Here is a 25,252-nt window from a genome sequence, read left to right as displayed (position 1 = left end):
CTGCGCCGCGCACGGCATGCTCGGCTGGCTCACTCGCCCTCCCGCAGCATCGCGTGCAGCTCCTGCAGCGGGCGGACCGTCATGTCGCCGCGCATCAGGGCCTCGATGCCCATCACCGCCGCGGCCGCGCCGGGCACGGTGGTGATGCTGGGGATGTCGTACGTGACGGCGGCGCTGCGGATCTCGTAGCCGTCCGAGCGGGCGCTGGCCCCCGAGCCCTGCGGCGTGTTGATGATCAGGGCGATCTCGCCGGCCTGGATCAGCGCCACCGCGTTCTTACCCGGGCTCTCGAAGTGCTTGGGCACGATCTCGCACGCGATGCCGTGCCGGCGCAGCACCTCGCCGGTGCCGGCGGTGGTGACGATCGTGAAGCCGAGGTCGGCCAGCCGCTTGACCGGGAAGATCATCGAGCGTTTGTCCCGGTTGGCCACCGAGACGAAGATCTTGCCGCTGGTCGGCAACGAGCCGTACGCGGCCGCCTGCGACTTGGCGAACGCCGGGCCGAAGCCGGGGTCGATGCCCATGACCTCGCCGGTCGACTTCATCTCCGGGCCGAGCAGGCTGTCCACGCCCTTGCCGGCCGGGGTGCGGAACCGCTTGAACGGCAGCACCGCCTCCTTGACCGCGATCGGGGCGTCGGCCGGGGTCTCGCCGCCGTCCCGGTCGCGGAACAGGATGCCCTCGTCGCGCAGCTCCTTGATGGTGGCCCCGAGCATGATCCGGGCGGCCGCCTTGGCCAGCGGCACCGCCGTCGCCTTGGACACGAACGGCACCGTCCGGGAGGCGCGCGGGTTGGCCTCCAGCACGTACAGCGTGTCGTCCTTGAGGGCGTACTGGACGTTGAGCAGGCCGCGCACGCCGACGCCGCGGGCGATCGCCTCGGTGTAGCGGCGCACCTCGGCCAGGTGCGAGCCGGCCAGGGTGACCGGCGGCAGCGAGCAGGACGAGTCGCCGGAGTGGATGCCGGCCTCCTCGATGTGCTCCATGACCCCGCCGATGTAGACCTCGCCGGTGGCGTCGCAGAGCGCGTCCACGTCGATCTCGATGGCGTCGTCCAGGAAGCGGTCCACCAGCACCGGGTGGTCCGGCGAGATCTCGGTGGCCCGGGCGATGTAGTCGGCCAGCGTCGGCTCGTCGTACACGATCTCCATGCCGCGACCGCCGAGCACGTACGACGGCCGGACCAGCACCGGGTAGCCGATCTCGTCGGCGATGGCCTTGGCCTCGTCGAAGCTGGTCGCGGTGCCGTGCTCGGGCGAGCGCAGCCCGGCCTTGTGCAACACCTGGCCGAACGCGCCGCGGTCCTCGGCCAGGTGGATCGACTCGGGCGAGGTGCCCACGATCGGCACGCCGGCGTCCTTGAGCCGCTGGGCCAGCCCGAGCGGGGTCTGCCCGCCGAGCTGGACGATCACGCCGACCACGCCGGGACCGCCGGCGGCCTTGCCGGAGGAGTCCTCGGAGTGGAAGACCTCCATGACGTCCTCGAACGTGAGCGGCTCGAAGTAGAGCCGGTCGGCGGTGTCGTAGTCGGTGGAGACGGTCTCCGGGTTGCAGTTGACCATGACGGTCTCGAAGCTCACCTCACGCAGCGCCATGACGGCGTGCACGCACGAGTAGTCGAACTCGATGCCCTGCCCGATCCGGTTCGGCCCCGAGCCCAGGATCAGCACCTTGGGCCGGTCCGAGGGCGCGACCTCGGTCTCCTCGTCGTACGTGGAGTAGTGGTACGGCGTGTCGGCCTGGAACTCGGCCGCGCAGGTGTCGACCGTCTTGTAGACCGGGCGCACCCCGAGCCGGTGCCGCAGGGTCCGTACGCCGTCCTCGCCGGCCAGCTCCGGGCGCAGCGCCGCGAGCTGACGGTCGGAGAGCCCGGAGCGCTTGGCGATCCGCAGCAGTTCCTCGTCGAGCACCGGCGCGTCCAGGATCCGCTGCCGCAGCTCGACCAGGGCGGCGATCTCGTCCAGGAACCACGGGTCGATGCCGCCGCTGGCCTCGTGCACCTGCTCGACGCTCGCGCCCAGCCGCAGCGCCGCCTCGACCGTGTAGAGCCGGCCGTCGTGCGGCACCCGCAGCGCGGCGAGCGCCTCGTCGACGTCGGTGAAGGTGGGCGCGGTCCAGAAGCCCGCGGCCTTGGTCTCCATCGAGCGCATGGCCTTGTTGAGCGCCTCGGCGAAGTTGCGGCCCAGGCTCATCGCCTCGCCCACCGACTTCATCGTGGTGGTCAGCTCGGCGTCCGCGCCCGGGAACTTCTCGAAGGCGAACCGCGGGATCTTGACGACCACGTAGTCCAGCGCCGGCTCGAACGCCGCCGGGGTCTTGAGCGTGATGTCGTTCGGGATCTCGTCCAGGGTGTAGCCGATGGCCAGCTTGGCGGCGATCTTCGCGATCGGGAAGCCGGTGGCCTTGGACGCCAGCGCGCTGGACCGCGACACCCGCGGGTTCATCTCGATGACGACCAGCCGGCCGTCGGCCGGGTTGATCGCGAACTGGATGTTGCAGCCGCCGGTGTCCACGCCGACCTCGCGCAGCACCGCGATGCCCAGGTCGCGCAGCTTCTGGTACTCCCGGTCGGTCAGCGTCATGGCGGGCGCCACCGTGACGCTGTCGCCGGTGTGCACGCCCATCGGGTCGACGTTCTCGATCGAGCAGACCACCACGACGTTGTCGTGCTTGTCGCGCATCAGCTCGAGCTCGTACTCCTTCCAGCCGAGCACGCTCTCCTCGATCAGCACCTCGTGCACCGGGGAGGCGGCGAGCCCGCCGCCGGCCAGGCGGTCGAGATCCTCGTCGTTGTGGGCCATGCCCGAGCCGAAGCCGCCCATGGTGAACGACGGCCGGATGACCACCGGCAGGCCGAGCTCGGCGACGGCCGCGTGCACCTCGTCCATCGAGTGACAGACCCGCGAGCGGGGCGTCTCGCCGCCCGCCTTGGCCACGATGTCCTTGAAGAGCTGCCGGTCCTCACCCTTGCGGATGGCGTCGACGTTCGCGCCGATCAGCTCGACGCCGTACTTCTCCAGGACGCCGTTCTCGTGCAGGGCGATCGCGGTGTTCAGGGCGGTCTGCCCGCCGAGGGTGGGCAGGATCGCGTCCGGGCGCTCCTTGGCGATGACCAGCTCGACGAACTCCGGCGTGATCGGCTCGACGTAGGTGGCGTCGGCGAACTCCGGGTCGGTCATGATCGTGGCCGGGTTGGAGTTGACCAGCGAGACGCGCAGCCCCTCGGCGCGCAGCACCCGGCACGCCTGGGTGCCGGAGTAGTCGAACTCGCAGGCCTGGCCGATGACGATCGGGCCGGAGCCGATCACCATCACGTGCTGCAGATCGGTGCGCTTTCCCATCAGCGGGCCTCAACCTTCTCGACGAGCTCCACGAAGCGGTCGAACAGGTAGTCCGCGTCGTGCGGGCCGGCTGCCGCCTCGGGGTGGTACTGGACCGTGAACGCGGGCACGTCCAGCGCCCGCAGCCCTTCGACCACGTTGTCGTTGAGGCAGACGTGCGACACCTCGACGCCGCCGAACTCGGTGTCGATGACCGTGTTCAGCGGGGCGTCGACGGCGAAGCCGTGGTTGTGCGAGGTGACCTCGACCTTGCCGGTGGTCCGATCGAACACCGGCTGGTTGATGCCGCGGTGGCCGTACCCCAGCTTGTAGGTGCCGAAGCCGAGCGCCCGGCCCAGGATCTGGCTGCCGAAGCAGATGCCGAACAGCGGCACGCGCCGGCTCAGCACGGCCCGGGCCAGCGCCACCGGTACGTCGGCGGTGGCCGGATCGCCGGGCCCGGGTGACAGGAACACCGCGTCCGGGCTGACCGCCAGCAGCTCCTCGATGGTCGAGGACGCCGGGAAGATGTGCGTGGTGACGCCCCGCTCGGCCAGCCGGCGCGAGACGTTGCGCTTGATGCCCAGGTCGAGCGCGGCCACCGTGTAGCGGTGCTCGCCGACCGCCTCCACCGTGTATCGCGAGCCGGTGGTGACCTCGGCGGACAGGTCCGCGCCGATCATCTGCGGCTGGGCCCGGACCCGGTCGAGCAGCGACGCCGGGTCGAGGTCGACCGTGGAGATGCCCACCCGCATCGCGCCCCGCGAGCGCAGGTGGCGGGTCAGCGCCCGGGTGTCGATCCCGCTGATGCCGACGACGCCCTCGGCGGCGAGCCGCTCACCGAGGTCGCCGGTCGAACGCCAGTTGGACGGCCGGCGGGCCGGGTCGCGGACCACGTAGCCGGCCACCCAGATCCGGTCGGACTCGTCGTCCTCGGCGTTGACGCCGGTGTTGCCGATCTGCGGCGCGGTCTGCACGACGACCTGCCGGTGGTACGACGGGTCGGTCAGCGTCTCCTGGTAACCGGTCATGCCGGTGGTGAACACGGCCTCGCCGAAGGTCTCCCCCTCGGCGCCGTAGGACTGACCACGGAACGTGCGCCCGTCTTCCAATACAAGAATGGCTGGTTTCACTTGACGGCCTTCCCATCCAGGACAGTCGGCTCTCCCCGAAGGAAGGTCGCGACGATGCGACCCGGCAGGGTGGTGCCCGCGTACGGTGTGTTGCGGCTGCGGCTCGCCAGCTCGGCCGGGTCGACGACCCGCCGGGCGGACGGGTCCACCAGCGTCAGGTTGGCCGGCGAGCCGGCCGTGAGATCGGTGCCGTGCCCGGCGAGCCCGGCGATGCGGGCCGGGGCCCGGGACATCCGCTCGGCGATGAGCTCCCACTGCTCGCCCAGGACGGAGAGCACGACCGGCAACGCCGTTTCCAGCCCCACCATGCCCGGCCGGGCGTACGCCCACTCACATTCCTTGTCCTCGACCGCGTGCGGCGCGTGGTCGGTGGCCACGACGTCGATCACGCCGTCGACCAGCGCCTGGCGCAGCGCCGCGACGTCCTTCGCGGTGCGCAACGGCGGATTGACCTTGAACACCGGGTCGTAGCTGGCGGCGAGCTCGTCGGTGAGCAGCAGGTGGTGCGGCGTGACCTCGGCGGTCACCCGTACCCCCCGGGCCTTGGCCTGGCGCAGCACCTCGACCGACCCGGCGGTGGAGACGTGGCAGACGTGCAGGCGGCTGCCGACGTGCTCGGCCAGGAGCACGTCGCGGGCGATGATCGCCTCCTCGGCCACCGCGGGCCAGCCGGTCAGGCCGAGCCGGGTGGAGACCTCGCCCTCGTGCATCTGGGCGCCCTCGGTGAGCCGGGGCTCCTCCGCGTGCTGGGCGATGATGCCGTCGAACGCCTTGACGTATTCCAGCGCGCGGCGCATCAGCCGCGGGTCGGCGACGCAGTGGCCGTCGTCGGAGAAGATCCGCACGCCGGCCGCCGAGGTGGCCATCGCGCCCAGCTCGGCCAGCTGCTTACCGGCCAGCCCGACGGTGACCGCGCCGATGGGCTGCACGTCGACCAGGCCGGCCTCGCGGCCCAGCCGCCAGACCTGCTCGACCACGCCGGCGGTGTCGGCGACCGGCGAGGTGTTGGCCATCGCGAACACCGCGGTGTAGCCGCCGAGCGCCGCGGCCCGCGAGCCGGTCTCGACCGTCTCGGCGTCCTCACGGCCGGGCTCGCGCAGGTGGGTGTGCAGGTCGACCAGGCCGGGCAGCGCGACCAGGCCGGCGGCGTCGATCACCTCGGCGCCGTCGGCGGAACCGGTGGCGAGCACCCCGTCCTTGATCAGCAGATCGGCCGACGCACCGCCGAGGATCGAAACACCCTTGATCAGGTACGAGGTCATGCCTTGCCTCCGAGCAGCAGGTAGAGAACCGCCATCCGGGCGCTGACCCCGTTGGCGACCTGTTCGACGATGGTGGAGCGCGACGAGTCGGCCACCTCGGGCGCGATCTCCATGCCCCGGTTCATCGGCCCGGGGTGCATGACGATCGCGTGCTCCGGCAGCTTTCTCATCCGCGGCGCGTCGAGCCCGTAGCGGCGGCTGTATTCGCGGGCGGAAGGGAAGTAGGAGTCCTGCATCCGCTCGGTCTGCACCCGCAGCATCATCACGACGTCCGCGTCGGGCAGGACGCTATCGAGGTCGTACGACACTTTCAGGCCGGGCTGCAGGGCCGCGGCCACGTCGATCGGGATCAGCGTCGGCGGGCCGACCAGGGTGACCCGGGCGCCCAGCGTGCTGAGCAGCAGAACGTTGGAGCGGGCGACCCGGCTGTGCAACACGTCACCCACGATGGCCACGTTCAGGCCGTCGAGCCGGCCGAGCCGGGAGCGCATCGTGTACGCGTCCAGCAGCGCCTGGGTCGGGTGCTCGTGGGTGCCGTCGCCGGCGTTGATCACCGAGCCGTCCACCCAGGACGCCAGCCGGTGCGGGGCGCCGCTGGCCGGGTGCCGGATCACGACCGCGTCCGCGCCCATCGCCTGCAGGGTCAGCGCGGTGTCCTTGAGGCTCTCGCCCTTGGAGACGCTGGAGCCCTTGGCGGAGAAGTTGATGACGTCGGCCGAGAGCCGCTTGGCCGCGGCCTCGAAGGAGATCCGGGTCCGGGTGGAGTCCTCGTAGAAGAGGTTGACCACCGTACGGCCGCGCAGCGTCGGCAGCTTCTTGACCTCGCGGCCGGCCAGGGCGGCCATCTCGCCCGCGGTGTCCAGGATCAGGGTGGCGGTCTCGGCGTCCAGGTCGGCCGCCGAGCGCAGGTGCTTGATCATCGGGGATCCTCCGAGCCGGAGAGCCGTACCTCGTCGACACCGTCGTCGGTCTCGGCCAGCGACACGCGCACGCTCTCGGACTGTGCGGTCGGGATGTTCTTGCCGACGTAGTCGGCGCGGATGGGCAGCTCCCGGTGGCCGCGGTCGACCAGCACGGCGAGCTGCACGGAGCTGGGCCGGCCGACGTCGCTGAGCGCGTCCAGGGCGGCCCGCACGGTACGGCCGGAGAACAGCACGTCGTCGACCAGGATCACCCGCCGCCCGTCGATGCCGTCGCCGGGTATCTCGGTCTTGCCGAGCGCGCGGGTGGCGTGCAGCCGCAGGTCGTCGCGGTAGAGCGTGATGTCGAGCGCGCCGACCGGCACGTCGATGCCCTCGAAGGCGTGGATGCGGGCGGCCAGCCGGCGGGCGAGCGGCACGCCGCGGGTGGGGATGCCGAGCAGGACGGTGCCGGTGGCGCCGGAGGTCTTCTCGAGAATCTGATGCGCTATCCGGTCGACGACCCGGTGCAGGTCGGACGCGGAGAGAACGGTCTTGCCGGGCGCAGTGCCGATGTGGGTGTCACGTAGGGACGCCACAGCGGACCTCCTTCCCCGCCTCACGGGACGGGTCGTTAAAGGACGTCGGTCAAGGACCCCGTTGCAGGATCCCTGATGGCTGACGCTACGTTACCAGTGCCTGCGGCGTTGACCATGGTGACGTGGCTGACCCGCGGACCGAACGGACGAATGCGGGCAACTCTCTCCCGAGCTCGGCGACTCATCGGTAACCGACACTTGACCAGAGGTTGCAAACTCCGTACCGTCACGCAGCGTAGCGATCCGAGGAAGAACCCTCCGGGCCAGCACAGTACTGGGAGTGTCCGAATGCCGTCTGAGTACGCCAAGTCGTTGGGCGCCCGCCTGCGCTCCATCCGCCAGCAGCAGGGCCTGTCCCTGCAGGGCGTGGAAGAGAAGTCGAACGGCCGCTGGAAGGCCGTCGTGGTGGGCTCGTACGAGCGTGGCGATCGCGCCGTCACCGTTTCGCGCCTCGCCGAACTGGCCGACTTCTACCGCGTCCCCGTCTCGGAGCTGCTGCCCGACGGCAGCGGCGTCCGGCTCGAGGCGACCAACAAGATCGTGCTCGACCTGGAGAAGCTGTACGACGCCGCCGGTGAGGACCTGGCCTACGTCGCGCGCTACGCCCGGGCCATACAGCAGCAGCGCGGCGACTACAACGGTCGCGTGCTGTCGATCCGCGCGGACGACCTGCGCGCCCTCGCGATCGTGTACGACATCTCGCCGTCGGGCCTCATCGAGCGCCTGACCGAACAGGGTGTGCTGGTCGCTGACCCGCGGGCGTTCTTCGCCAGCTGATCACCCGGCACCTGCCGCAGAGGGGTCCCGCAGTCGCGGGTCCCCTCTTCGCGTCTCCGCGCCCGTCCGCCCCGGATCGGGTGACCGAGCCCGGTCGGGACACCGGTCCGCCGCACGGGTCAAGGGTGCGCCACGAGGTCGGGAGCTCGCCATGCGGGCGGATTCGGTCATGGGGGACATCGATTCGGTCGCCCATTCGGGGTCGGCTCCCGCGGGCTCGGCGGAGAACAGCCGGCCGGGGCAGGTCAAGGGGTTGCCGAGCGCCCGGCGGCGGTCACTTTCCTCGTGACTACGGGTGACCACATCGCCCGGATCGCCTGCGCTCCACCGAACACGCCGCGTGGGGCTCAGTCGGGGCGGTCAGCAAGCAGGGTGAGGCCGGCCGGCCACGATCCACCGGCCGATTGGGCTAACCCGCCCGGTCCCGCCACGAGCAGCCGTGGCCCCCACCGAACGAATCTTGGTGACTGCGGGTCGGCTTACCCCCACTCGGTCCGGCCCCGAGTACCCCATGACGTCCTTCGTGCCCGTAGCACCCACCCCGCACGGATCTTGATGAGCATGGGTCGGCCCCACCCCGCCCGGACCCGCCACAAGCACCTCATGACGCCCGGCGCGCCCCCGCACCCACCCGCACAGATCTTGATAGGCACGGGTCGGCCGACCCCGCCCGAACCCGCCACAAGCACCCCATGACGCTCGGCGCGCCGACAGCACCCACCCACCCACACGGATCTTGGTGACGCAGGATTTGGCCTACCTGCTCGATCCCCGCAAGAACACCCGCTGGCGCCTGCGGATGCCTACCCGCACAGATCTTGATGAGCGCAGGCCGATTTTTCGGGCTCCGCTACACAAGATTCACCGAGAGGGCGAACCCGCGGGTGCCGGCAGCACGAACATCGGCCGGACGACTCCGGGCGGCTCAGAAGGCCGGGAAGCGCACAAGGCAAGGAGCCGTGAAGCGCACAAGGCAAGGAGCCGGGAACCCGGACAGAGACGGAGCAGCCGGTGGGGTGAGGCACCGAGCATTGAGGCGAGCCCATCGAGCAGCAACGCAAGGCGAGCCCCCCAACCAGCGACGCGAGGCGCGCGCCAACGCAAGGCAGGCGAGGCCGACCCGACAGCCGAGGCCAGTCAACCCGAGCAGCCAGGCCAGTCCAACCCCAGCAGCACCGAAGCAAGGCCAAGCCCCAGCAGCGACGAGCCCGACCCCAGCCGTGAAGCCGCGCGGTCAAAAGCCAGCTCACCGGCCCCTCAGACCGAGCGCCGCTCCCGCAGCACGGCCGGCGACCCGGCCAAAGCCACCCACCGCACATGCCAGAAGACCGGCCCGGCCAGCGACAACGCGACACCAGCGAAGCGGGCGGGCGCTGCCCAACAGCATCCAGCAGGCCGCCCCCGCCCGCGACGATCACAGGGCTTGGGGCGAGGACGCCCCAAGCAGGGATCAAGCCTGACCGCCCGGAGTGGGGCATCCCGCCCGCCCATGCACCCAGCCCGACCCGACTGGAACAAAGCACGAAGCCCGCAATCGGCGGGAGCGACGGTCAGCACCATGCACCCACGCACGACATGACCCTGAAAGAATTTGATCTTGAAAAGACGAACGGCCCGGACCCCCGCAAGGGCCCAGGCCGATCGCTTGAAGCAGAACCTACCTACTGGCGAACTCCGCGATCCGCCCCAGAATCCCATTGAGGAACCGCGGGCTGTCATCCGTCGACATCTGCTTGGCCAGCTCGACCGCCTCGGAGATCGCCACCGGGTCGTCGATCTCGCCCACGTAGAGCAGCTCGAACACCGCGATCCGGGCGAGGTTGCGGTCCACCACCGGCATGCGGTCGATGGTCCAGCCCTCGGCGTAGCTGGCGATCAGCTCGTCGATCCGGTCGAGGTGCTTCGCCACGCCCTCGACCAGGCTGACCGTGTAGTCCAGGTGGTCCGGGCGGGGCTTGGCGATGCGATCCAGGTAGGTGACCAGCACCTGGGCCGGCGGGAGGTCGCGCAGGTCGGCCTCGTAGAGGACGTCCAGCGCCCGCTTGCGCGCCTTGCGGCGCGCCGGCATCTGGGTCTTGGGGCCCTCGGCCATCAGCTACGGCCGAGGTAACGGCCGTCGCGGGTGTCGACCTTGATCTTCTCGCCGGTCGTGATGAACAGCGGGACGTTGACCGTCGCGCCGGTCTCGACGGTGGCCGGCTTGGTGCCGCCGGTGGAGCGGTCGCCCTGCAGGCCGGGCTCCGTGTACGTCACCTCGAGGAAGACGCTGGTCGGCAGCTCGATGTAGAGCGGCACGCCCTCGTGGGTGGCCACCGTGGCCTCGGCCTCGGGGAGCAGGTAGTTGGCGTTCTCACCGACCGTGGGGCCGGGCACGGTGATCTGCTCGAAGGTGTCCAGGTCCATGAAGACGAAGTCCTCACCGTCCTGGTAGAGGTACTGCATCGTGCGCTTGTCCACGGTCGCGGTCTCGACCCTGGTGCCGGCGTTGAACGTCTTGTCCACGACCTTGCCGGAGAGGACGTTCTTGAGCGTGGTGCGCACGAACGCCCCGCCCTTGCCCGGCTTGACGTGCTGGAACTCGACGACGGCCCACAGGGCGCCTTCGAGGTTGAGCACCAGGCCGTTCTTCAGGTCGTTGGTGGAAGCCATGTCCTGCCTTGGTGTTGAAAGCGTGATGGTCTTGAAAGCGTGATGGTCTTAAAAGCGTGAAGGTGACCGAGCGAGTTTACCGGCGCGCGTCGTGAACAGGCGAATCGGGTCAACCACGTCCGGCGATGTGTCGCAGCGCCAGGCGGTAGCCGTCGACGCCCAGGCCCGCGATGACGCCGGTGGCCACCGCGGAGACCACCGAGTGGTGGCGGAACTCCTCACGGGCGTGGATGTTGCTGATGTGCACCTCGACCAGCGGCGCGCGCAGCATCGCGCAGGCGTCGCGGAGCGCGTACGAGTAGTGCGACCAGGCGCCCGGGTTCAGCACGACCGGGGCCTGCTCGTCGGCGGCCGCGTGCAGCCAGCCGAGCATCTCGTGCTCGGCGTCGGTCTGCCGCACCTCGACGTCAAGGCCCAGCGCCTCGCCCTCGGCCACGCACAGCTCGACGAGATCCTTGTACGACGTGACCCCGTAGACGTCGACCTGGCGGGTGCCGAGCCGGCCCAGATTGGGCCCGTTCAGGACGTAGGTCCTCACCCGGACACCGCCCGGTACGCCCCGGCCAGCGTCTCCTCGGCCGGCCCGGTGAGGATGCCCGGCTGCGCCAGCCCGTCCAGCACGACGAAGCGCAGGGTGTCGGCGCGGGCCTTCTTGTCGACGCGCATCGCGGCGAGCAGGTCGGGCCAGGCTTCCGGCGGGTACGCGACCGGCAGGCCGAGCCGGGTCAGCACCGCGCGGTGGCGGGCCGCGGTGGCGTCGTCCAGGCGGCCGGAGAGCCGGGACAGCTCGCCGGCGAAGATCATGCCGACCGCTACCGCGTGGCCGTGCTTCCAGCCGTACTGCTCGCGCTTCTCGATCGCGTGGGCGAGCGTGTGGCCGTAGTTGAGGATCTCCCGCAGCCCGGACTCGCGCAGGTCGGCGCCGACGACGCGGGCCTTGACCCGGATCGCCCGCTCGACCAGCTCGCGCAGCGCCGCGCCGCGCGGGTCGGTGGCCGCGGCCGGATCGGCCTCGATGCGGCCGAGGATCGCCGGGTCGACGATGAAGCCGCACTTGACCACCTCGGCCAGGCCGGCGACCAGGTCGTCGGCCGGCAGCGTGTCGAGCACGTCCAGGTCGCACAGCACGCCGGCCGGCGGGTGGAACGCGCCGACCAGGTTCTTGCCCGCCGCCGTGTTCACGCCGGTCTTGCCGCCGACGGCCGCGTCCACCATGCCGAGCAGGGAGGTCGGGACGGGCACCCAGCGCACGCCGCGCAGCCAGCTCGCCGCGACGAAGCCGGCCAGGTCGGTGACCGCGCCCCCGCCGATGCCCACCACCGCGTCGGTGCGGGTGAAGCCGGCCGCGCCGAGCTCGTCCCAGCAGCGCGCGGCCACGTCGATCGACTTGCCCGCCTCGGCGTCCGGAACCTCGATCGGCAGCGGCCGCAGGCCCGCCGCCGACAGGGCGTCGGCCACGGCCGCCGCCCGCTCCTTGAGCGGAGGGGCGTGGAGGACCGCGGCGCGCACGGCCCCGTCGACCAGCCCGGGCAGGGCGCCGAGCAGACCCCGGCCCACGAGGACGTCGTACGGCCGGTCACCGGGCACAGGGATTCGCGTCACGTCGTTCATCACGGGCGATCCTAGTGCTCCGGAAATGGGGTTATAGACACCTAACCCCAGTCGGGGTTACATCTGACGCATGCCCAAAATCAACGTGTACCTGCCCGACGACCTGGCCGAGGCCGTCCGCGACTCCGGCCTGCCCGTGTCCGCCGTCTGCCAGCGGGCCCTGGAGGAGGCGGTCCGGCGGATCACCGCCATCCGGCAGACCCCGCTCGGCGAGCTCGACGCCGAACAGCTCGCGGCCCGGCTGCCCGCCTTCACCCAGCGGGCCGTGACGGTCGTCGCCCTGGCGATCACCGCGGCCCGCGACGCGGGCGCGCCCACCGTGGGCACCGGCCACCTGCTCCGCGCGATGATCACCGAGGGCGACAACCTGGCCCTGCGCGTGCTCCGGGCCATGGAGATCGATCCGGCCGCGCTGAGCTGGGCTGACAAGGACGAACCGGGCGGCGGGCCGGGCCTGCGCTACAGCACCCCGGCCGCCAACGCCCTGGAGATGCTGATCGCCGAGGCCAGCGGGCTGGGCCACAACTACGTGGGGTGCGAGCACCTGCTCATCGGTCTCGCGGCCGAGCCGGACGGCATCGCGGGCCGGGTGCTGCGCGAGGCGGGCGCCGACGGCAAGTCGGTGCGCCGCGCGGTCTCCGCCGCCCTCGGCGGCTACGCCCACCTGCGGGCGACCAGGCCGCCGGCCGGCCCGGAGGAGCTCGCTTCCCTGGTACGGCAGGAGCTGCGTCCGGTGATCCGGCGCATCGAGGCGCTCGAGGCGCGCACCGCTTGACCTCATCCCCGCTCGGCGTACCGGACGAGTCGCGCGGCGTGCTCGGTGAGCGCGGTCCGCAGCTCGTCCGGGCGCACCACCGTGAACGGCCAGCCCAGGCCCGCGAGCATCTGGGCCATGCCGGGCAGGCTCTGCGCCCGGCAGCTCAGCCGCACCCCGTCGGCCACCTCGGTGACGTCGGCGACCGCGGCGGGCAGGCGGCGGCGGACCTGGGCCACGTCGGCCTCGATGAGCACCTCGACCTCCCACTTCCAGGGCAGGCCGGCCCACTGCCGGGTGACGTGCGCGACGGCGTCGAAGTTCGGCGGCGCCTCGAACTCCTCGCCGGTGGCGTTGGCGGTGACGATGCGGTCCAGGCGGAACGAGCGGATCTCGTCGGTGCGGTGGTCGTGGGCGACCAGGTACCAGCGTCCGTTGTGGAAGACCAGGCCGTAGGGGTCCACGCGGCGGCGGCTGATCCGTTCCGGCGGCTCCACCTCCGCGGGCCCGGCCGGCTGGGCGGAGCGGGCCGCCTCGGCGGGCTCAGCGGGCTCAGCGGCCTCAGCGGGCTCAGCGGGCTCAGCGGCCTCGGCGGGCTCGGCAGGCTCGGCGGGCTCGGCGGGCTCGGCGGGCTCGGCAGGCTCGGCAGGCTCGGCGGGCTCGGCGGGCTCGGCGGGCTCGGGGCGGCGGCGGGGTGCGCGATAGGTGAGGGCCACGCGCTGGTGGGAGCGCGTCGCCGTCCCCAGCGTGAGCAGCAGATCGGCGATCGACGCCCCGCCGGCCGGGGACGGGCCGGCCGGTTCGCGGCGGCGCAGGGTCAGGCCCAGGCTGGCCCGCAGGGCCGCCAGCCGCTCGGCCAGCGCCTTCGGCAGCACCCGGCTGATCTTCGCCTCGGCGGCGGCGCTCGCGGGGGCGTCCGTGGCCAGGCCCAGGCTGTCGGCGGCGACCAGGCCGAGCAGCACGGCCACGGCCTCGTCGTCGGTCAGCATCAGCGGCGGTAGCTTGAAGCCGGGCAGCAGCCGGTAGCCGCCGTACCGGCCCCGTTCCGCGGTCACCGGGATGCCGAGCTCGGCCAGCGTGCCCGCGTACCGCCGGACCGTGCGCTCGTCGACCGCGAGCCGGGCGGCCAGCTCGCCGCCCCGCATGCTGCGGTGGGTCTGGAGCAGCTCCAGCATGGCCAGGACGCGCGAGGCGGGATGCGGCATGCCGATGATTCTGCACCCCATACCGGACCGGAAACGTCCGGTATCCCCCCTAGCGTGGCCGGCATGACGACATACGTTCTGGTTTCCGGCCTGTGGCTCGGCGGATGGGCCTGGCACGACGTGACGGCCGCCCTGCGCCGCGCCGGGCACGAGGTCTTCCCGCTCTCCCTCACCGGGGTGGCCGACCGCTCCCACCTGCTCGGCCCCACCGTGGATCTGGACACCCACACCGAGGACATCGTCCGCCTGGTCGAGATCGGAGACCTGCGCGACGTGGTGCTGGTCGGCCACAGCTACGGCGGCATGCCGGTGAGCGCGGCGGCGCTGCGGCTGCGCCAGCGGATCGGCCGGGTGATCTATGTGGACAGCGGGCCGCTGCCGGAGGGCACGACGCAGCAGTCGATGTCCGGGGAGCCGGCCGGCGCGGACGAGGGTGACGCGGTGCCGCCGCGGGACTGGGACCCCGGCGCCGATCCTGTGCTGCTGGCCGGGCTGGACGAGGCGGCGCTGACGCTGCTGCGGACCCGCGGCACACCGCATCCCCGCGCCTCGGTGACCCAGCCGCTCGGCGCCCGGGCCACCTCGCGCGACCTGCCCACCACGCTGGTCGCGTGCACCTTCTCGCTGGAGCAGATCACGGAGATGGCGGCCGCGGGCCACCCGTTCTTCGCCGGCCTGACCGAGGCCGAGATCGTGGCGCTGCCCACCGGCCACTGGCCGATGCTGAGCGAGCCGGCCGCGCTAGCCGCGATCCTTGAGCAGCGCGGCTAGCTCGGCGGCGATCTCGTCGGGGCTCCGGGCGTCGGTGGCGATCGTGTGGGTGGCCACCGACGCGTAGAGCGGGCGGCGCTGCTCCATGAGGTATTTCAGGGTCGCCCGCGGGTTCACCGAGAGCAGCGGGCGGCCCGCGCCGAGCCCGACCCGCTTGACCGCGTCGGTCAGCTCGACGGACAGGAACACCACGGTGTGCGCGCGCAACGCCTCGCGGGTGCCCTCGTGCAGGATCGCGCCGCCGCCGAGGGCGAGCACCCCGGTGAACGAGCCGAGCGACGCGGCGATCGTCTCGCGTTCCAGGGCGCGGAAGGCGTCCTCGCCGTCGTCGAAGAAGATCTCCGGGATCGGCTTGCCGGCGCGCTGCTCGATCAGGTGGTCGGTGTCGGCGAAGTCCACGCCGAGCAGCGCGGCCACCGCCTGCCCGACCGTGGTCTTGCCCGCGCCGGGCGGGCCGACGATCACCGCGGCCGGCGCCGTCACCGGATCAGCAGACTGTCGAGGTAGCCGGCCAGGTTGCGGCGGATCTCGGCGACCGAGTCGCCGCCGAACTTCTCCGTCGCCGCCTCGGCCAGCACCAGCGCGACCATCGCCTCGGCGACCACCGCGCCGGCCGGCACCGCGCACACGTCGGAGCGCTGGTTGATCGCCGTGGTCGCCTCGCCGGTGACCACGTCGACGGTCTGCAGCGCCCGGTTCAGCGAGGAGATCGGCTTCAGCGCGGCGCGGACCCGCAGGTTCTCGCCGTTGGTGATGCCGCCCTCCAGGCCGCCGGCCCGGTCGGTGATCCGCTTGACGCCGTCGGCGGTCGGGATGATCTCGTCGTGCGCGACCGAGCCGCGCGAGCGGGCCTGGGTGAAGCCGTCGCCGATCTCCACGCCCTTGACCGACTGGATGGACATCAGGGCGGTGGCCAGCCGGGCGTCGAGCTTGCGGTCCCACTGCACGTGCGAGCCCAGGCCCGGGGGCACGGCCCAGGCGAGCACCTCGACGATGCCGCCGAGGGTGTCCGCGTCCTTCTTGGCCGCGTCGACCTCGGCCACCATCCGGGCGCTGGCCTCGGGGTCGAGGCAGCGCAGCGGGTCGGCGTCGATCCGGTCGGCGTCGTCGGGCGTGGGGATCAGGCCGGGCTTGGCCACGACCGAGCCCAGCTCGATGACGTGCGAGACGACGTCGATGCCGAGCGCCTGCTTGACCAGGGCCTTGGCGACCACGCCGACGGCCACGCGGGCCGCCGTCTCGCGGGCGCTGGCGCGCTCGAGGATCGGCCGGGCGTCGGTGTGGCCGTACTTCTGCATGCCGGCCAGGTCGGCGTGGCCGGGCCGGGGCCGGGTCAGCGGCGCGTTGCGGGCCTGGGAGGCCAGCTCTTGCGGGTCGACCGGGTCGGCGGCCATCACGGTGCGCCACTTGGGCCACTCCGAGTTGCCGATCCGGATCGCGACCGGGCTGCCGAGCGTGACACCGTGGCGCACGCCGCCGATGATCTCGATCTCGTCCTGCTCGAACTGCATCCGGGCGCCGCGGCCGTAGCCGAGGCGGCGGCGTGCGAGGTCGCGGCCGATGTCCTCGCTCGTCACCCGCACACCGGCGGGCACCCCTTCGAGAAGGGCGACGAGCGCCGGGCCGTGGGATTCACCTGCGGTAAGCCAGCGCAACACGGGTCACAGTCTGGCACGCAGCCGTCGCGGCCTGCGCCCCCGGGCAGGGTCGTCCCGCCTTACGGACCCGTGACATCCACCCGGGCTATGGTCCTGGGGTGTCCTCCCCGCCCGCCGCGCCGGTCAGCCGGCCCGTGCCCGGCGCCCACGGTCCGCTGCTCGTGGTCATGCTGGGGCTGGTCACCGCGATCGGGCCGCTGTCGCTGGACATGTACCTGCCCGCGTTCCCGGCCCTGGCCGGCGACCTCGGGGTGTCCGACGCGCAGGTGCAGCTGTCGCTGACCACGTGCCTGATCGGGCTGGCGGTCGGGCAGCTGGTCTGCGGCCCGCTCAGCGACCGGTGGGGCCGGCGGCGGCCGCTGATCGCCGGCGTCGGCGCGTACGCGGTCTTCTCGTACCTGTGCGCGCTCGCCCCGACCGCCCCGGCCCTGGCCGGGCTGCGCCTGGTGGAAGGCGTCGCCGGCGGCGTCGGCGTCGTGGTGGCCCGGGCGATCGTGCGGGACCTGCACGCCGGGGTCGCCGCCGCGAAGTACTTCTCCCGGCTGACCCTGATCTTCGGGGTGGCGCCGATCGCGGCGCCCGCCCTCGGCAGCGCGGTGCTGAAGGTGACCTCGTGGCCCGGCGTCTTCGTCGCCCTCGGCGTCATCGCCACGCTGCTCACGCTGCTGATCGGCTGGCGCCTGCCGGAGACGCTGCCGCCGGCGCGGCGCAGCCCGGGCGGCCTGGCCGACACCGCGCGCACGGCCCGGATCCTGGTCCGGGACCGGACCTACCTGGGGTACGCGCTCGCGCAGGCGTTCGCGTTCGCCGCCCTGTTCAGTTACATCTCCGGCTCGTCCTTCGTCCTGCAGGACGGCTACGGCCTGTCCCCCACGACGTTCAGCCTGCTGTTCGGCCTGAACGCGTGCGGCCTGATCGTGCTGAGCCAGGTCAACGGCCGGCTGCTGGACCGCTACCCGCCCCGCCGGCTGTTGCTGGCCACGCTCGTGGCGCAGGGGGCGGCGGGCGGCATCGTCTTCGCCGCGGCCCTGCTGGGCAGCCTGCCGGGGCTCCTCGTGGGCCTGTTCGTGCTGGTCGGCACGATCGGCATGGTGACACCGAACGCGACCGCGCTGGCCCTGGACCGGCACCCGGAACGCGCCGGGACGGCGGCCGCCCTGCTGGGCGGCATCCAGTCGGTGATCGCGGCGGTGGCGGCGCCGCTGATCGGCTTCGGCGACCCCGGCCGGGGCGCGCCGATGGCCGTGGCGATCATGAGCTTCGCGCTGGTGGCGCTGCTGTCGGTGGTGGTGCTCGCCCGGGCCGCGACCGCTCGCGCGGTCTGAGCCCCGCCCGTCCGGCGGCCGGGGTCAGCGGACGGCGGCCGCCGCCGTCAGGGCCGCCCGCATCGGCCCCTCGGGCGCGGGCACCACCCCGGTGAACTGCTCGAACTGGCTCAGCGCCTGGGCCAGCAGCAGATCCAGCCCGGACACCACCGGAACGCCGTGCGCGGCCGCCGCGGCGGCCAGCGGCGTGGGCCACGGGTCGTAGATCGCGTCGAACAGCACCGAACCCGGCCGCCAGCGCGCGGCGGCGGCCAGGGCGTCGGCCGCACCCTTGGGCACGGTCGAGATCACCGCGTCCGCGTCGAACGCCGCGGGCGCGTCGGCCCAGTCCACGCCCCTGATCGTGACGCCGAGGGCGGCGGCGGCGGGAGCCAGCTCCGCGCGCGCCTGCGGACGCCGCGTCACCACCGTCACCTCGTCCGCGCCGAACCGGGCCGCGGCGGCCAGCGCGGCCCGGGCCGTGCCGCCCCCGCCGAGTACGGTGACGGCCGGGGACGCCTTCAGGCCCGCGTCGGTGAGCACCCGGACCATGCCCGGGACGTCGGTGTTGTCGGCGAACCAGCTGCCGTCGGGGCGGCGTACCAGGGTGTTGGCCGCGCCGGTCGCGGCCGCGACCGGCGACGCCGCCGCGGCCAGCGTCAGCCCCACTTCCTTCAGCGGCATGGTCAGCGACAGGCCCGCCCACTCCGGGCCCAGGCCGGCCACCAGGCCGGCCAGCTCCGCCTCGGCGCACTCGATGGCCGTGTACGACCACGTCAGCAGCCCGGCCGCGGCGAAACCGGCACTGTGGATCACGGGCGACAGCGAGTGGCCGATCGGCTTGCCGCAGACCGCGGCCCGCCGGGCCGGCACCGGGGTCAACAGAGCGGGATGCCGTTCTTGCAGGCCTTCTGGACGTTGGCGTTGTGCTCTTCGTTGGTGGTCGCGAAGGCCGACCGGCCGGACTTGTCCACCGCCACGAAGAAGAGCCACGGTCCGGCCGTCGGCGCCTCCGCGGCCTTCAGCGCCGCCTCGCTGGGGCTGTTGATCGGGCCCAGCGGCAGGCCGACGCGCAGCTCCGTCGTGTACGGGTTCTTCGGGTCCTGCAGCTCGGCGTCGGTCATCTTGCCGGAGTGCTTGCCGTCCTTCTCCTGCAGATCCAGCCAGTAGTTGGTGGTCACGTCGAACTGCAGCGGCATCTTCGCCTTGTACGCCCGGTTGTACGCCACCCGCGCGATCTTCGGCAGGTCCGCCGCGATGCCGGCCTCGGCCTGACTCAGCGACGCCACGATCAGCGCCTCGTACGGCGAGACCGACAGGTTGTTCTGCACCTTGTCGACGAAGCCCAGCTCGCCGGTCACCGCGAGGAACTTCTGCACCATGATCCCGAGGATCTCCTCGGCGGTCGACTTCGGCGGGAACTCGTAGGTGTCGGGGAACAGGAAGCCCTCGATGCTGGTGGTGGCGGCCTTCTTGCCGTCCCGGCGGTTGTACCAGAACGCGGGCACGCCCAGCGCCTTCGGATCCTTGGCCGCGGCCTGGAAGTCGGCCAGCGGGATGCCGGTGCCCTTGGCCAGCAGCTCGAAGGTCTGCCGGGCGGTCTTGCCGGGCGGGATGAGGATGCCGGACACCACTCTGGACTTCGGGTCCAGCATGAGCGCCACCGCCTGCGCGGCGGCCATCTGCTTGCGCAGGTTGTACGTGCCGGACTGGATGTTCTTGCCCTTGGGGTTGGCGTCCGCGGCCTCGGTGAAGGCGGCTGTGCTCTTCACCACATCGGCGTCGACCAGCACGTTGCCGATTTCGGTCAGCGACGAGTCCTTGGCGATCTCGACCTGGACCGGGTCGGTGCCCGGGCCGTCGTAGTCGGCCGCCGTGAAGAAGCCCTTGATCTTCGAGTAGCCCAGGTATCCGCCGACGCCGAGCACGCCGAGCAGGATGAACACCATGAGGAAGGCGACGGCGGACTTACCCTTGCCGCCGCCCTTCGCGCCGCGCGAGCCCCGGCGGTGCCGGGGTCTGCCCTTCTCGGCCTGCTCGTCGAACGCCAGGTCCAGCTCGTCGATCATCTCGTCTGCCTCCGCTGCGCGTCCAGCCAGCTCTGCAGGATCTCCACCGCGGCCGCCTGATCGACGACCGCCCGTTGCCGCTTGCCCCGCACGCCACGTTCGGCCAGCCTACGGGTCGCGACCACGGTCGACATCCTCTCGTCCGCCAGGACGACCGGCACGTTCCCGACCGCCCTTTCCAGTCGCCCAGCGTACGCACGAATGTCTATGGCGGCAGGCCCCTCCTCGCCGTTGAGGCGCACGGGGAGGCCCACCACGATCTGCACGGCCTCGTGTTCCCCCACGAGGCGCACGAGCTCAGCTATGTCGGCGGGCACTGCGTCGGGCGCCCCACCCATGTCACGGGCGACCGTGACCAGGGGGGTGGCCAGGATCCCGTCAGGGTCACTAACTGCGACCCCGACGCGGACCTTACCCACATCCACACCCAGTCGCCTACCCCGTGGCACCGGCAACATGTCGACGGCCTCCCTCTCAGGCAGCCTCGCCGACCGCCTTCTCCACCGCTGCGAGCAAGACGTTCACCTGGTCGGCGGGCACTCCACCGCCCTGCGCGAGATCGGCGTTGCCGCCGCCCCGGCCGGAGAGCGCGCCCTTGACCAGGTCCGCGGCGGACAGGCCACGACTCTTCGCCGTGGCGTTGATCGCTACGATCAGTGACGCCTTGCCGTTGGACCGGGCCGCCACCGCGACCACCGCCGGACGACCGGCGTCGATCTTGCCGCGGATCTCCTGGGCCAGGGTACGCACGTCGTTGGTCGCCGCCCCCTCGGGTGCCTCGGTGCCGACGAACGCCACGCCCCGCAGATCACGGGCCTGAGCCGCCAGCGCACCGGCGCCGCCGAGCACCATCTGCGCCCGCATCTTCTCGAGCTCCTTCTCGGCGTCGCGCAGCGCGGTCACGGTCTGCTCGACCCGCTCCGCCACCTGGTCGCCGGGCACCCGGAACAGCTCCGCCAGCCGCGAGACGAGCAGGTGCTCCTTGGCCAGGAAGCCGAACGCGTCGATACCGACCAGCGCCTCGACCCGGCGCACCCCGGAGCCGATCGACGACTCGTTGAGGATCTTCACCAGGCCGAGCTGACCCGAGCGGGCCACGTGCGTGCCGCCGCAGAGTTCCCGCGCGTAGTCGCCGACTTCAACCACGCGGACCTCGTCGCCGTACTTCTCCCCGAACAGGGCCATCGCGCCGAGCCGGCGCGCCTCCTCCTGCGAGGTGACGAACGCATGCACTTCCAGGTCACGCAGCAGCACCTCGTTGACCTGCTGCTCGACGTCGTGCAGCACCGCGGGCGAGACGGCCCCCGGGGTGTTGAAGTCGAACCGCAGCCGGCCGGGCGCGTTCAGCGAGCCCGCCTGGGTCGCCGACTCGCCGAGGAACGCCCGCATGGTCTGGTGGATCAGGTGCGTCGCCGTGTGCGACCGCGAGATCGCCCGGCGGCGGGTCACGTCGATCTCGGCGAAGCCAGCCTCACCCGCGCGCACCTCGCCCCGGACCACCCGCGCCTTGTGCACGATCAGGCCGGGCAGCGGCTGCTGCACGTCGACGACCTCGACCTGCCCGCCGCCGACGTTGATCAGCCCGGTGTCGGCCTGCTGGCCGCCGCCCTCGGCGTAGAACGGGGTGGTGTCGAGCACCAGCTCGACGTAGTCGCCCTCGCCGGCCGCCTCGATCGCGCCGCCGTCACCCAGCAACGCGCGCACCCGGGACTCGCGCGACACCTCGGCGTAGCCGGTGAACTCCACCGGGCCGCCGGCGTCCAGCACCGAGCGGTACGCCGACAGGTCCGCGTGGCCGGTCTTGCGCGCGGCCGCGTCCGCCTTCGCGCGGGACCGCTGGTCGGCCATCAGCCGGCGGAAGCCGTCCTGGTCGACGTCGAGGCCCTGCTCGGAGGCGATCTCCAGGGTCAGGTCGATCGGGAAGCCGTACGTGTCGTGCAGCTGGAACGCCTGCGCGCCGCTGAGCTTCGCCCCGCCGGACCGCTTCGTCTCGGTGATCGCCGTGTCGAGGATCGTGGTGCCCGCCCGCAGGGTGGACAGGAACGCCTCCTCCTCCGCGTACGCGTACGTGGAGATGCGGCCGAACTCCTGCGCCAGCTCCGGATACGACGGGGCCATGCAGTCGCGCGCCACCGGCAGCAGCTCGGGGAACGTCGCGCCCTGCCAGCCCAGCAACCGCATGGCCCGGATCGCCCGGCGCATGATGCGGCGCAGCACGTAGCCGCGGCCCTCGTTGGACGGGGTGACGCCGTCGCCGATCAGCATCAGCGCGGTGCGGACGTGGTCGGCGATCACGCGCAGCCGGACGTCGTCGGGGTGCGACAGGCCGGCCTCGTGGCCCGAGTGCGCGCCGTACACCTTGCCGGCCAGCTCCGCCGCCCGCGCCAGGATCGGCTTGACCTCGTCGATCTCGTACAGGTTGTCGACGCCCTGCAGGATCGACGCGACCCGCTCCAGGCCCATGCCGGTGTCGATGTTCTTCTTGGGGAGATCGCTGACGATCGTGAAGCTCTCCTTGCTCTTCACGTCGGTGATCTCGTACTGCATGAAGACGAGGTTCCAGTACTCCATGTACCGGTCCTCGTCGACCTCGGGGCCGCCCTCCTTGCCGTAGGCGGGGCCGCGGTCGTAGAACAGCTCCGAGCAGGTGCCGCCGGGGCCGGGGATGCCCATGTGCCACCAGTTGTCCTTCTTGCCCCGGCGCACGATCCGCTCGGCGGGCACGCCGGTCGCGCGCCACATCTCGAACGCCTCGTCGTCGTCGAGGTACACGGTCGGCCAGATGCGCTCCGGGTCGAGCCCGAAGCCACCCTGCTCGACCGGGTTGGTGGACAGCTCCCACGCGAGCCGGATCGCCTCGGCCTTGAAGTAGTCACCGAAGGAGAAGTTGCCGTTCATCTGGAAGAACGTGCCGTGCCGGCTGGTCTTGCCGACCTCGTCGATGTCCGGCGTGCGGATGCACTTCTGCACGCTCACCGCGCGCTGGTACGGCGGCGTGCGCTGACCGAGGAAGAACGGCACGAACTGCACCATGCCGGCGTTGATGAACAGCAGGTTCGGATCCTCGATGGCCGGCAGCGGGGCGCTCGGCACGACCGTGTGCCCGTTGGCCTCGAAGTGCGCCAGGAAGCGCCGCTTGATCTCCGCCGTCTTCATCAGTGGTCCTCACTCGCGTGCCGCCCCTGCGTGCCGTCACGCAGCTCGGCGAACTGGTCGTCGTAGAGCTCCCCCGCGGCGAAGGCCTCGTGGATCTCCCGCTCCCGCTCGGCCATCCCCTCGCGGACGTCATCCACGAAGCTACGCAGCGACTCGACCAGGCCGCCAGCGGATTGCGACAGCGAGGTGGCGATGCCGGTGGGGGTGAACTCGTTGGCCTTGCGGGTGACCTTGCGCACGACGATGGCGCCGACGGCCAGGCCGACACCCAGCCAGAGCAGCCGCTTCATGGCGGTGTTCCTTCCGAGCTAGAGACTTCGACGGAGATGGTCAGCGGGCCGCGCGGGCGGCCTTGCGGCGCTGCTTGAGGGAGGCGCGGACCTCGCGCTCGTCCTCGGCGTGCCGGCGGGCGGCGGCGGCCTTGCGCAGGCCGTAGCCGAACGACGCCACCTTGACCAACGGGTTCGCGGCGGCGGCCGACACCACGGTGACCAGGTTGGCCACGCTCGCGGTGATGTTCTGCGCGTGCTCGGTCATGGTGTCGACCTTGGCGAGCTGGACGTTGACGCCGTCCAAAGAGACCTGGACCTGGCCCAGCGCGGTGTTCACGTTGCTCACCGTCTCGGTGACGTTGCCGAGCAGCGGCCCGGTCCGGTCGTTCAGGTCGTTGATCACCTGGGTGGCGGCGTCGACGGTGTGGCGCAGCTTGAGGATCGGGACCGCGAGCACCAGCACGAGCATCAAAAACGCGCCCGCCGCGATCAGGCCTGCGATTTCTCCGGCGGTAACGTCCATCTACGCGTCTCCTCTACTGACGTGCTCCACGTGTGACAACGTGCAGACCCTACCGTCAGTGACCGGCGGGCGCGTCACGACGCCGTCGGTGTCGGCTCCAGCAAAGGATCGGGGGTCAGCACCGGGTCCGGCGTCTCCCCGATCAGCGACGGGTCGACGGCCGGCTGGGGCTTGCCCCGCTGGTCGGTGACGGCGTTCTGCACCTTGATGCTGACGGTGGAGCCGGTGCAGGTCGCCGGGTCGGGAGTGGGCACCAGCCCGTCGGGCCCGATCGACGGCTGGGTGGCCGGATCCTGGGCGGCGACGGCGTCGACGGCGCACTCGGGCAGCCGCACCCACAGGTCCAGAGTGAACTCGTCCCGGGTCCAGCAGGTGTACTTGCCCGACGTGGTCGGCTGGTCGGCGCACTCGCCGCCCCGGAGCCGCCAGCCCGCGGCGGTCAGCGCGTCGGAGTACACCTTGTCGGTCTCCTCGAACGGCCGGTCCGACTGCGCGGTGCGCTCCCGGAACCGGCAGTCGAAGAAGCACCAGATGCTGCCGCTGGTGCGGTCGTCGACCTGCTTGTCGGCCCAGGTGGGCACGCTGAGGGCATCGAGGGAGTTGAAGACCGGGTCCCGCGTCGCCGACCGGATCCCGAACAGCAGCGGAAGCAGCCCGAGCACGATGACGCTGAGCGTGACCAGGGTGATGACACGCAGCCGCCGCTCGGTCCGCAACCGGTCGCGCAACTCGGCGGCCTTGCCGAGAACCCCGCCGGGCGACTCACGCCCGTCGTCCGGTACGGCCACAGCGCCGCCCCGCTCCCGCACGGCGGCCAGCCCGGTCCCCCGTACGGGGGAAACCTCGGCGCCACCCCGGGCCGTGACGTCTCCGCTGCCGTGACCCGGCAGCTCGGCGCCGCCCCGGGCGGGCACGGCGGCGGCGCCGCGGCCGGGAACGCCCGCCGCACCCCGGACCGGGGCGTCGGACGCGGACGCGACGGCCTCGCGGCTCTGCGGAAGACCGGAGAGGTCCCGGGCGGGAGTCGCGGCGCCCTGGCCGGGCGGCACCTCGGCGGCGCCCCGACCGGGCAGCGCCGGACCGGTCCCCCGAACGGGTCGCCCGGGATCGCCCAGGCTGGCCGGGCGGGGACCCGCGGAGCCGTCACCGCGTGGTGCGGCCGATCCGTTCGCCGGGCCACCGGCCGGTCCGTTGACAAGCCCACCGGCCGGTCCGTTCGCAAGCCCACCGGCCGGTCGGTTCACCGACCCTCCGGCCGGTCCGTTCGCGGCGCCGCCGGCCGGTCCGTTC

The 25,252-nt window shown here is 72.1% G+C and carries 23 protein-coding genes; 4 read left to right on the top strand and 19 right to left on the bottom strand.

Features of this window, described 5'->3' with window-relative positions:
* Positions 1-29: 29 nt before the first annotated feature.
* From carB to pyrR, 5 genes are read right to left on the bottom strand one after another with little or no spacing between them, the layout of a single operon-like run.
* The gene (gene carB / locus Ani05nite_RS09455; RefSeq protein WP_203766878.1) at positions 30-3,341 is read right to left on the bottom strand and encodes a carbamoyl-phosphate synthase large subunit; all 3,312 of its coding nucleotides are present in this window, start codon (positions 3,339-3,341) and stop codon (positions 30-32) included.
* Positions 3,341-4,453 carry a glutamine-hydrolyzing carbamoyl-phosphate synthase small subunit gene (carA, locus tag Ani05nite_RS09450; RefSeq protein WP_203766877.1) on the bottom strand — a complete coding sequence of 371 codons (1,113 nt, stop codon included), beginning with the start codon at positions 4,451-4,453 and terminating at the stop codon, positions 3,341-3,343. Before carA ends, carB begins: the two co-directional genes overlap by 1 nt.
* Positions 4,450-5,715: a dihydroorotase gene (locus Ani05nite_RS09445; RefSeq protein WP_203766876.1), complete on the bottom strand. Its 1,266-nt coding sequence runs from the start codon at positions 5,713-5,715 to the stop codon at positions 4,450-4,452. Before Ani05nite_RS09445 ends, carA begins: the two co-directional genes overlap by 4 nt.
* The gene (locus tag Ani05nite_RS09440; RefSeq protein WP_203766875.1) at positions 5,712-6,635 is read right to left on the bottom strand and encodes an aspartate carbamoyltransferase catalytic subunit; all 924 of its coding nucleotides are present in this window, start codon (positions 6,633-6,635) and stop codon (positions 5,712-5,714) included. The genes Ani05nite_RS09445 and Ani05nite_RS09440 overlap by 4 nt, the downstream gene beginning before the upstream one ends.
* Positions 6,632-7,189 (bottom strand): bifunctional pyr operon transcriptional regulator/uracil phosphoribosyltransferase PyrR, encoded by a 558-nt coding sequence (gene pyrR, locus Ani05nite_RS09435; RefSeq protein WP_239129567.1) that lies wholly within the window; start codon positions 7,187-7,189, stop codon positions 6,632-6,634. Before pyrR ends, Ani05nite_RS09440 begins: the two co-directional genes overlap by 4 nt.
* A 312-nt stretch (positions 7,190-7,501) precedes the next feature.
* Here pyrR and bldD point away from each other — a divergent pair, with 312 nt between their 5' ends.
* Complete coding sequence (gene bldD / locus Ani05nite_RS09430; RefSeq protein WP_015624001.1) at positions 7,502-7,990, top strand: transcriptional regulator BldD; 489 nt, start codon at positions 7,502-7,504, stop codon at positions 7,988-7,990.
* Between the two features lie 1,657 nt (positions 7,991-9,647).
* Here the strand turns inward: bldD and nusB are convergent.
* The 4 genes from nusB to aroB form a co-directional block, all read right to left on the bottom strand.
* Positions 9,648-10,058 carry a transcription antitermination factor NusB gene (gene nusB, locus Ani05nite_RS09425; protein ID WP_203766993.1) on the bottom strand — a complete coding sequence of 137 codons (411 nt, stop codon included), beginning with the start codon at positions 10,056-10,058 and terminating at the stop codon, positions 9,648-9,650.
* A 23-nt stretch (positions 10,059-10,081) separates the two neighbouring features.
* Positions 10,082-10,639 carry an elongation factor P gene (gene efp / locus Ani05nite_RS09420; protein ID WP_203766872.1) on the bottom strand — a complete coding sequence of 186 codons (558 nt, stop codon included), beginning with the start codon at positions 10,637-10,639 and terminating at the stop codon, positions 10,082-10,084.
* Positions 10,640-10,748: 109 nt separating this feature from the next.
* On the bottom strand, positions 10,749-11,177 hold the full coding sequence (gene aroQ / locus Ani05nite_RS09415) for a type II 3-dehydroquinate dehydratase (RefSeq protein WP_203766871.1): 429 nt from the start codon (positions 11,175-11,177) through the stop codon (positions 10,749-10,751).
* Positions 11,174-12,250, bottom strand: coding sequence for a 3-dehydroquinate synthase (aroB, locus tag Ani05nite_RS09410; protein ID WP_203766870.1), 1,077 nt, complete (start codon positions 12,248-12,250; stop codon positions 11,174-11,176). The genes aroQ and aroB overlap by 4 nt, the downstream gene beginning before the upstream one ends.
* 70 nt (positions 12,251-12,320) lie before the next feature.
* On the opposite strand from aroB, the gene Ani05nite_RS09405 reads away from it, so the two are divergent.
* Positions 12,321-13,025 (top strand): Clp protease N-terminal domain-containing protein, encoded by a 705-nt coding sequence (locus Ani05nite_RS09405; protein WP_203766869.1) that lies wholly within the window; start codon positions 12,321-12,323, stop codon positions 13,023-13,025.
* Positions 13,026-13,027: 2 nt separating this feature from the next.
* Here Ani05nite_RS09405 and Ani05nite_RS09400 read toward each other — a convergent pair whose 3' ends face one another.
* Positions 13,028-14,209: a helix-turn-helix transcriptional regulator gene (locus tag Ani05nite_RS09400; protein ID WP_203766868.1), complete on the bottom strand. Its 1,182-nt coding sequence runs from the start codon at positions 14,207-14,209 to the stop codon at positions 13,028-13,030.
* A gap of 63 nt (positions 14,210-14,272) precedes the next feature.
* Between Ani05nite_RS09400 and Ani05nite_RS09395 the strand changes: the two genes are divergently transcribed.
* Positions 14,273-14,980 (top strand): alpha/beta fold hydrolase, encoded by a 708-nt coding sequence (locus Ani05nite_RS09395; protein WP_203766867.1) that lies wholly within the window; start codon positions 14,273-14,275, stop codon positions 14,978-14,980.
* On the opposite strand, the gene Ani05nite_RS09390 is transcribed toward Ani05nite_RS09395, so the two are convergent.
* Together Ani05nite_RS09390 and aroC are read right to left on the bottom strand one after the other, a co-directional pair.
* The gene (locus tag Ani05nite_RS09390) at positions 14,951-15,463 is read right to left on the bottom strand and encodes a shikimate kinase (RefSeq protein WP_203766866.1); all 513 of its coding nucleotides are present in this window, start codon (positions 15,461-15,463) and stop codon (positions 14,951-14,953) included. The genes Ani05nite_RS09395 and Ani05nite_RS09390 overlap by 30 nt on opposite strands.
* The gene (gene aroC / locus Ani05nite_RS09385) at positions 15,460-16,638 is read right to left on the bottom strand and encodes a chorismate synthase (protein ID WP_203766864.1); all 1,179 of its coding nucleotides are present in this window, start codon (positions 16,636-16,638) and stop codon (positions 15,460-15,462) included. The genes Ani05nite_RS09390 and aroC overlap by 4 nt, the downstream gene beginning before the upstream one ends.
* Positions 16,639-16,736: 98 nt before the next feature.
* Between aroC and Ani05nite_RS09380 the strand changes: the two genes are divergently transcribed.
* Positions 16,737-17,963, top strand: a complete 1,227-nt coding sequence (locus Ani05nite_RS09380) for a multidrug effflux MFS transporter (protein WP_239129560.1) — start codon at positions 16,737-16,739, stop codon at positions 17,961-17,963.
* A 24-nt stretch (positions 17,964-17,987) separates the two neighbouring features.
* Here the strand turns inward: Ani05nite_RS09380 and Ani05nite_RS09375 are convergent, their stop codons facing one another.
* From Ani05nite_RS09375 to Ani05nite_RS09345, 7 genes are all read right to left on the bottom strand, one after another.
* On the bottom strand, positions 17,988-18,824 hold the full coding sequence (locus Ani05nite_RS09375; RefSeq protein ID WP_377881846.1) for a shikimate dehydrogenase: 837 nt from the start codon (positions 18,822-18,824) through the stop codon (positions 17,988-17,990).
* Entirely contained in the window at positions 18,821-20,011 is a 1,191-nt protein-coding gene (gene mltG, locus Ani05nite_RS09370) for an endolytic transglycosylase MltG (RefSeq protein WP_203766862.1), read from the bottom strand. The genes Ani05nite_RS09375 and mltG overlap by 4 nt, the downstream gene beginning before the upstream one ends.
* Positions 20,008-20,469 (bottom strand): Holliday junction resolvase RuvX, encoded by a 462-nt coding sequence (gene ruvX / locus Ani05nite_RS09365; RefSeq protein WP_203766860.1) that lies wholly within the window; start codon positions 20,467-20,469, stop codon positions 20,008-20,010. The genes mltG and ruvX overlap by 4 nt, the downstream gene beginning before the upstream one ends.
* 16 nt (positions 20,470-20,485) lie before the next feature.
* Positions 20,486-23,167 (bottom strand): alanine--tRNA ligase, encoded by a 2,682-nt coding sequence (gene alaS / locus Ani05nite_RS09360; RefSeq protein ID WP_203766858.1) that lies wholly within the window; start codon positions 23,165-23,167, stop codon positions 20,486-20,488.
* A complete protein-coding gene (locus Ani05nite_RS09355) occupies positions 23,167-23,457 on the bottom strand; it encodes a hypothetical protein (protein ID WP_203766856.1) in 291 nt (96 codons plus the stop codon). The genes alaS and Ani05nite_RS09355 overlap by 1 nt, the downstream gene beginning before the upstream one ends.
* Positions 23,458-23,497: 40 nt before the next feature.
* Complete coding sequence (locus tag Ani05nite_RS09350) at positions 23,498-23,962, bottom strand: DUF948 domain-containing protein (RefSeq protein WP_203766855.1); 465 nt, start codon at positions 23,960-23,962, stop codon at positions 23,498-23,500.
* Between the two features lie 74 nt (positions 23,963-24,036).
* Complete coding sequence (locus tag Ani05nite_RS09345) at positions 24,037-25,011, bottom strand: hypothetical protein (protein ID WP_239129559.1); 975 nt, start codon at positions 25,009-25,011, stop codon at positions 24,037-24,039.
* Between the last annotated feature and the right edge of the window lie 241 nt (positions 25,012-25,252).

The sequence above is a fragment of the Actinoplanes nipponensis genome, assembly GCF_016862275.1.
Taxonomy (GTDB): domain Bacteria; phylum Actinomycetota; class Actinomycetes; order Mycobacteriales; family Micromonosporaceae; genus Actinoplanes; species Actinoplanes nipponensis.
This window is presented reverse-complemented; position numbering and strand designations above follow the sequence as displayed.

Coding starts and splice junctions, on each gene's coding strand:
- Ani05nite_RS09355 (WP_203766856.1), bottom strand. CDS start 23,457: ATGAAGCGGCTGCTCTGGCTGGGTGTCGGCCTGGCCGTCGGCGCCATC.
- Ani05nite_RS09350 (WP_203766855.1), bottom strand. CDS start 23,962: ATGGACGTTACCGCCGGAGAAATCGCAGGCCTGATCGCGGCGGGCGCG.
- efp (WP_203766872.1), bottom strand. CDS start 10,639: ATGGCTTCCACCAACGACCTGAAGAACGGCCTGGTGCTCAACCTCGAA.
- Ani05nite_RS09395 (WP_203766867.1), top strand. CDS start 14,273: ATGACGACATACGTTCTGGTTTCCGGCCTGTGGCTCGGCGGATGGGCC.
- aroB (WP_203766870.1), bottom strand. CDS start 12,250: ATGAACGACGTGACGCGAATCCCTGTGCCCGGTGACCGGCCGTACGAC.
- nusB (WP_203766993.1), bottom strand. CDS start 10,058: ATGCCGGCGCGCCGCAAGGCGCGCAAGCGGGCGCTGGACGTCCTCTAC.
- carB (WP_203766878.1), bottom strand. CDS start 3,341: ATGGGAAAGCGCACCGATCTGCAGCACGTGATGGTGATCGGCTCCGGC.
- mltG (WP_203766862.1), bottom strand. CDS start 20,011: ATGATCGACGAGCTGGACCTGGCGTTCGACGAGCAGGCCGAGAAGGGC.
- ruvX (WP_203766860.1), bottom strand. CDS start 20,469: ATGTTGCCGGTGCCACGGGGTAGGCGACTGGGTGTGGATGTGGGTAAG.
- Ani05nite_RS09400 (WP_203766868.1), bottom strand. CDS start 14,209: ATGCCGCATCCCGCCTCGCGCGTCCTGGCCATGCTGGAGCTGCTCCAG.
- Ani05nite_RS09440 (WP_203766875.1), bottom strand. CDS start 6,635: ATGATCAAGCACCTGCGCTCGGCGGCCGACCTGGACGCCGAGACCGCC.
- Ani05nite_RS09405 (WP_203766869.1), top strand. CDS start 12,321: ATGCCCAAAATCAACGTGTACCTGCCCGACGACCTGGCCGAGGCCGTC.
- bldD (WP_015624001.1), top strand. CDS start 7,502: ATGCCGTCTGAGTACGCCAAGTCGTTGGGCGCCCGCCTGCGCTCCATC.
- Ani05nite_RS09445 (WP_203766876.1), bottom strand. CDS start 5,715: ATGACCTCGTACCTGATCAAGGGTGTTTCGATCCTCGGCGGTGCGTCG.
- alaS (WP_203766858.1), bottom strand. CDS start 23,167: ATGAAGACGGCGGAGATCAAGCGGCGCTTCCTGGCGCACTTCGAGGCC.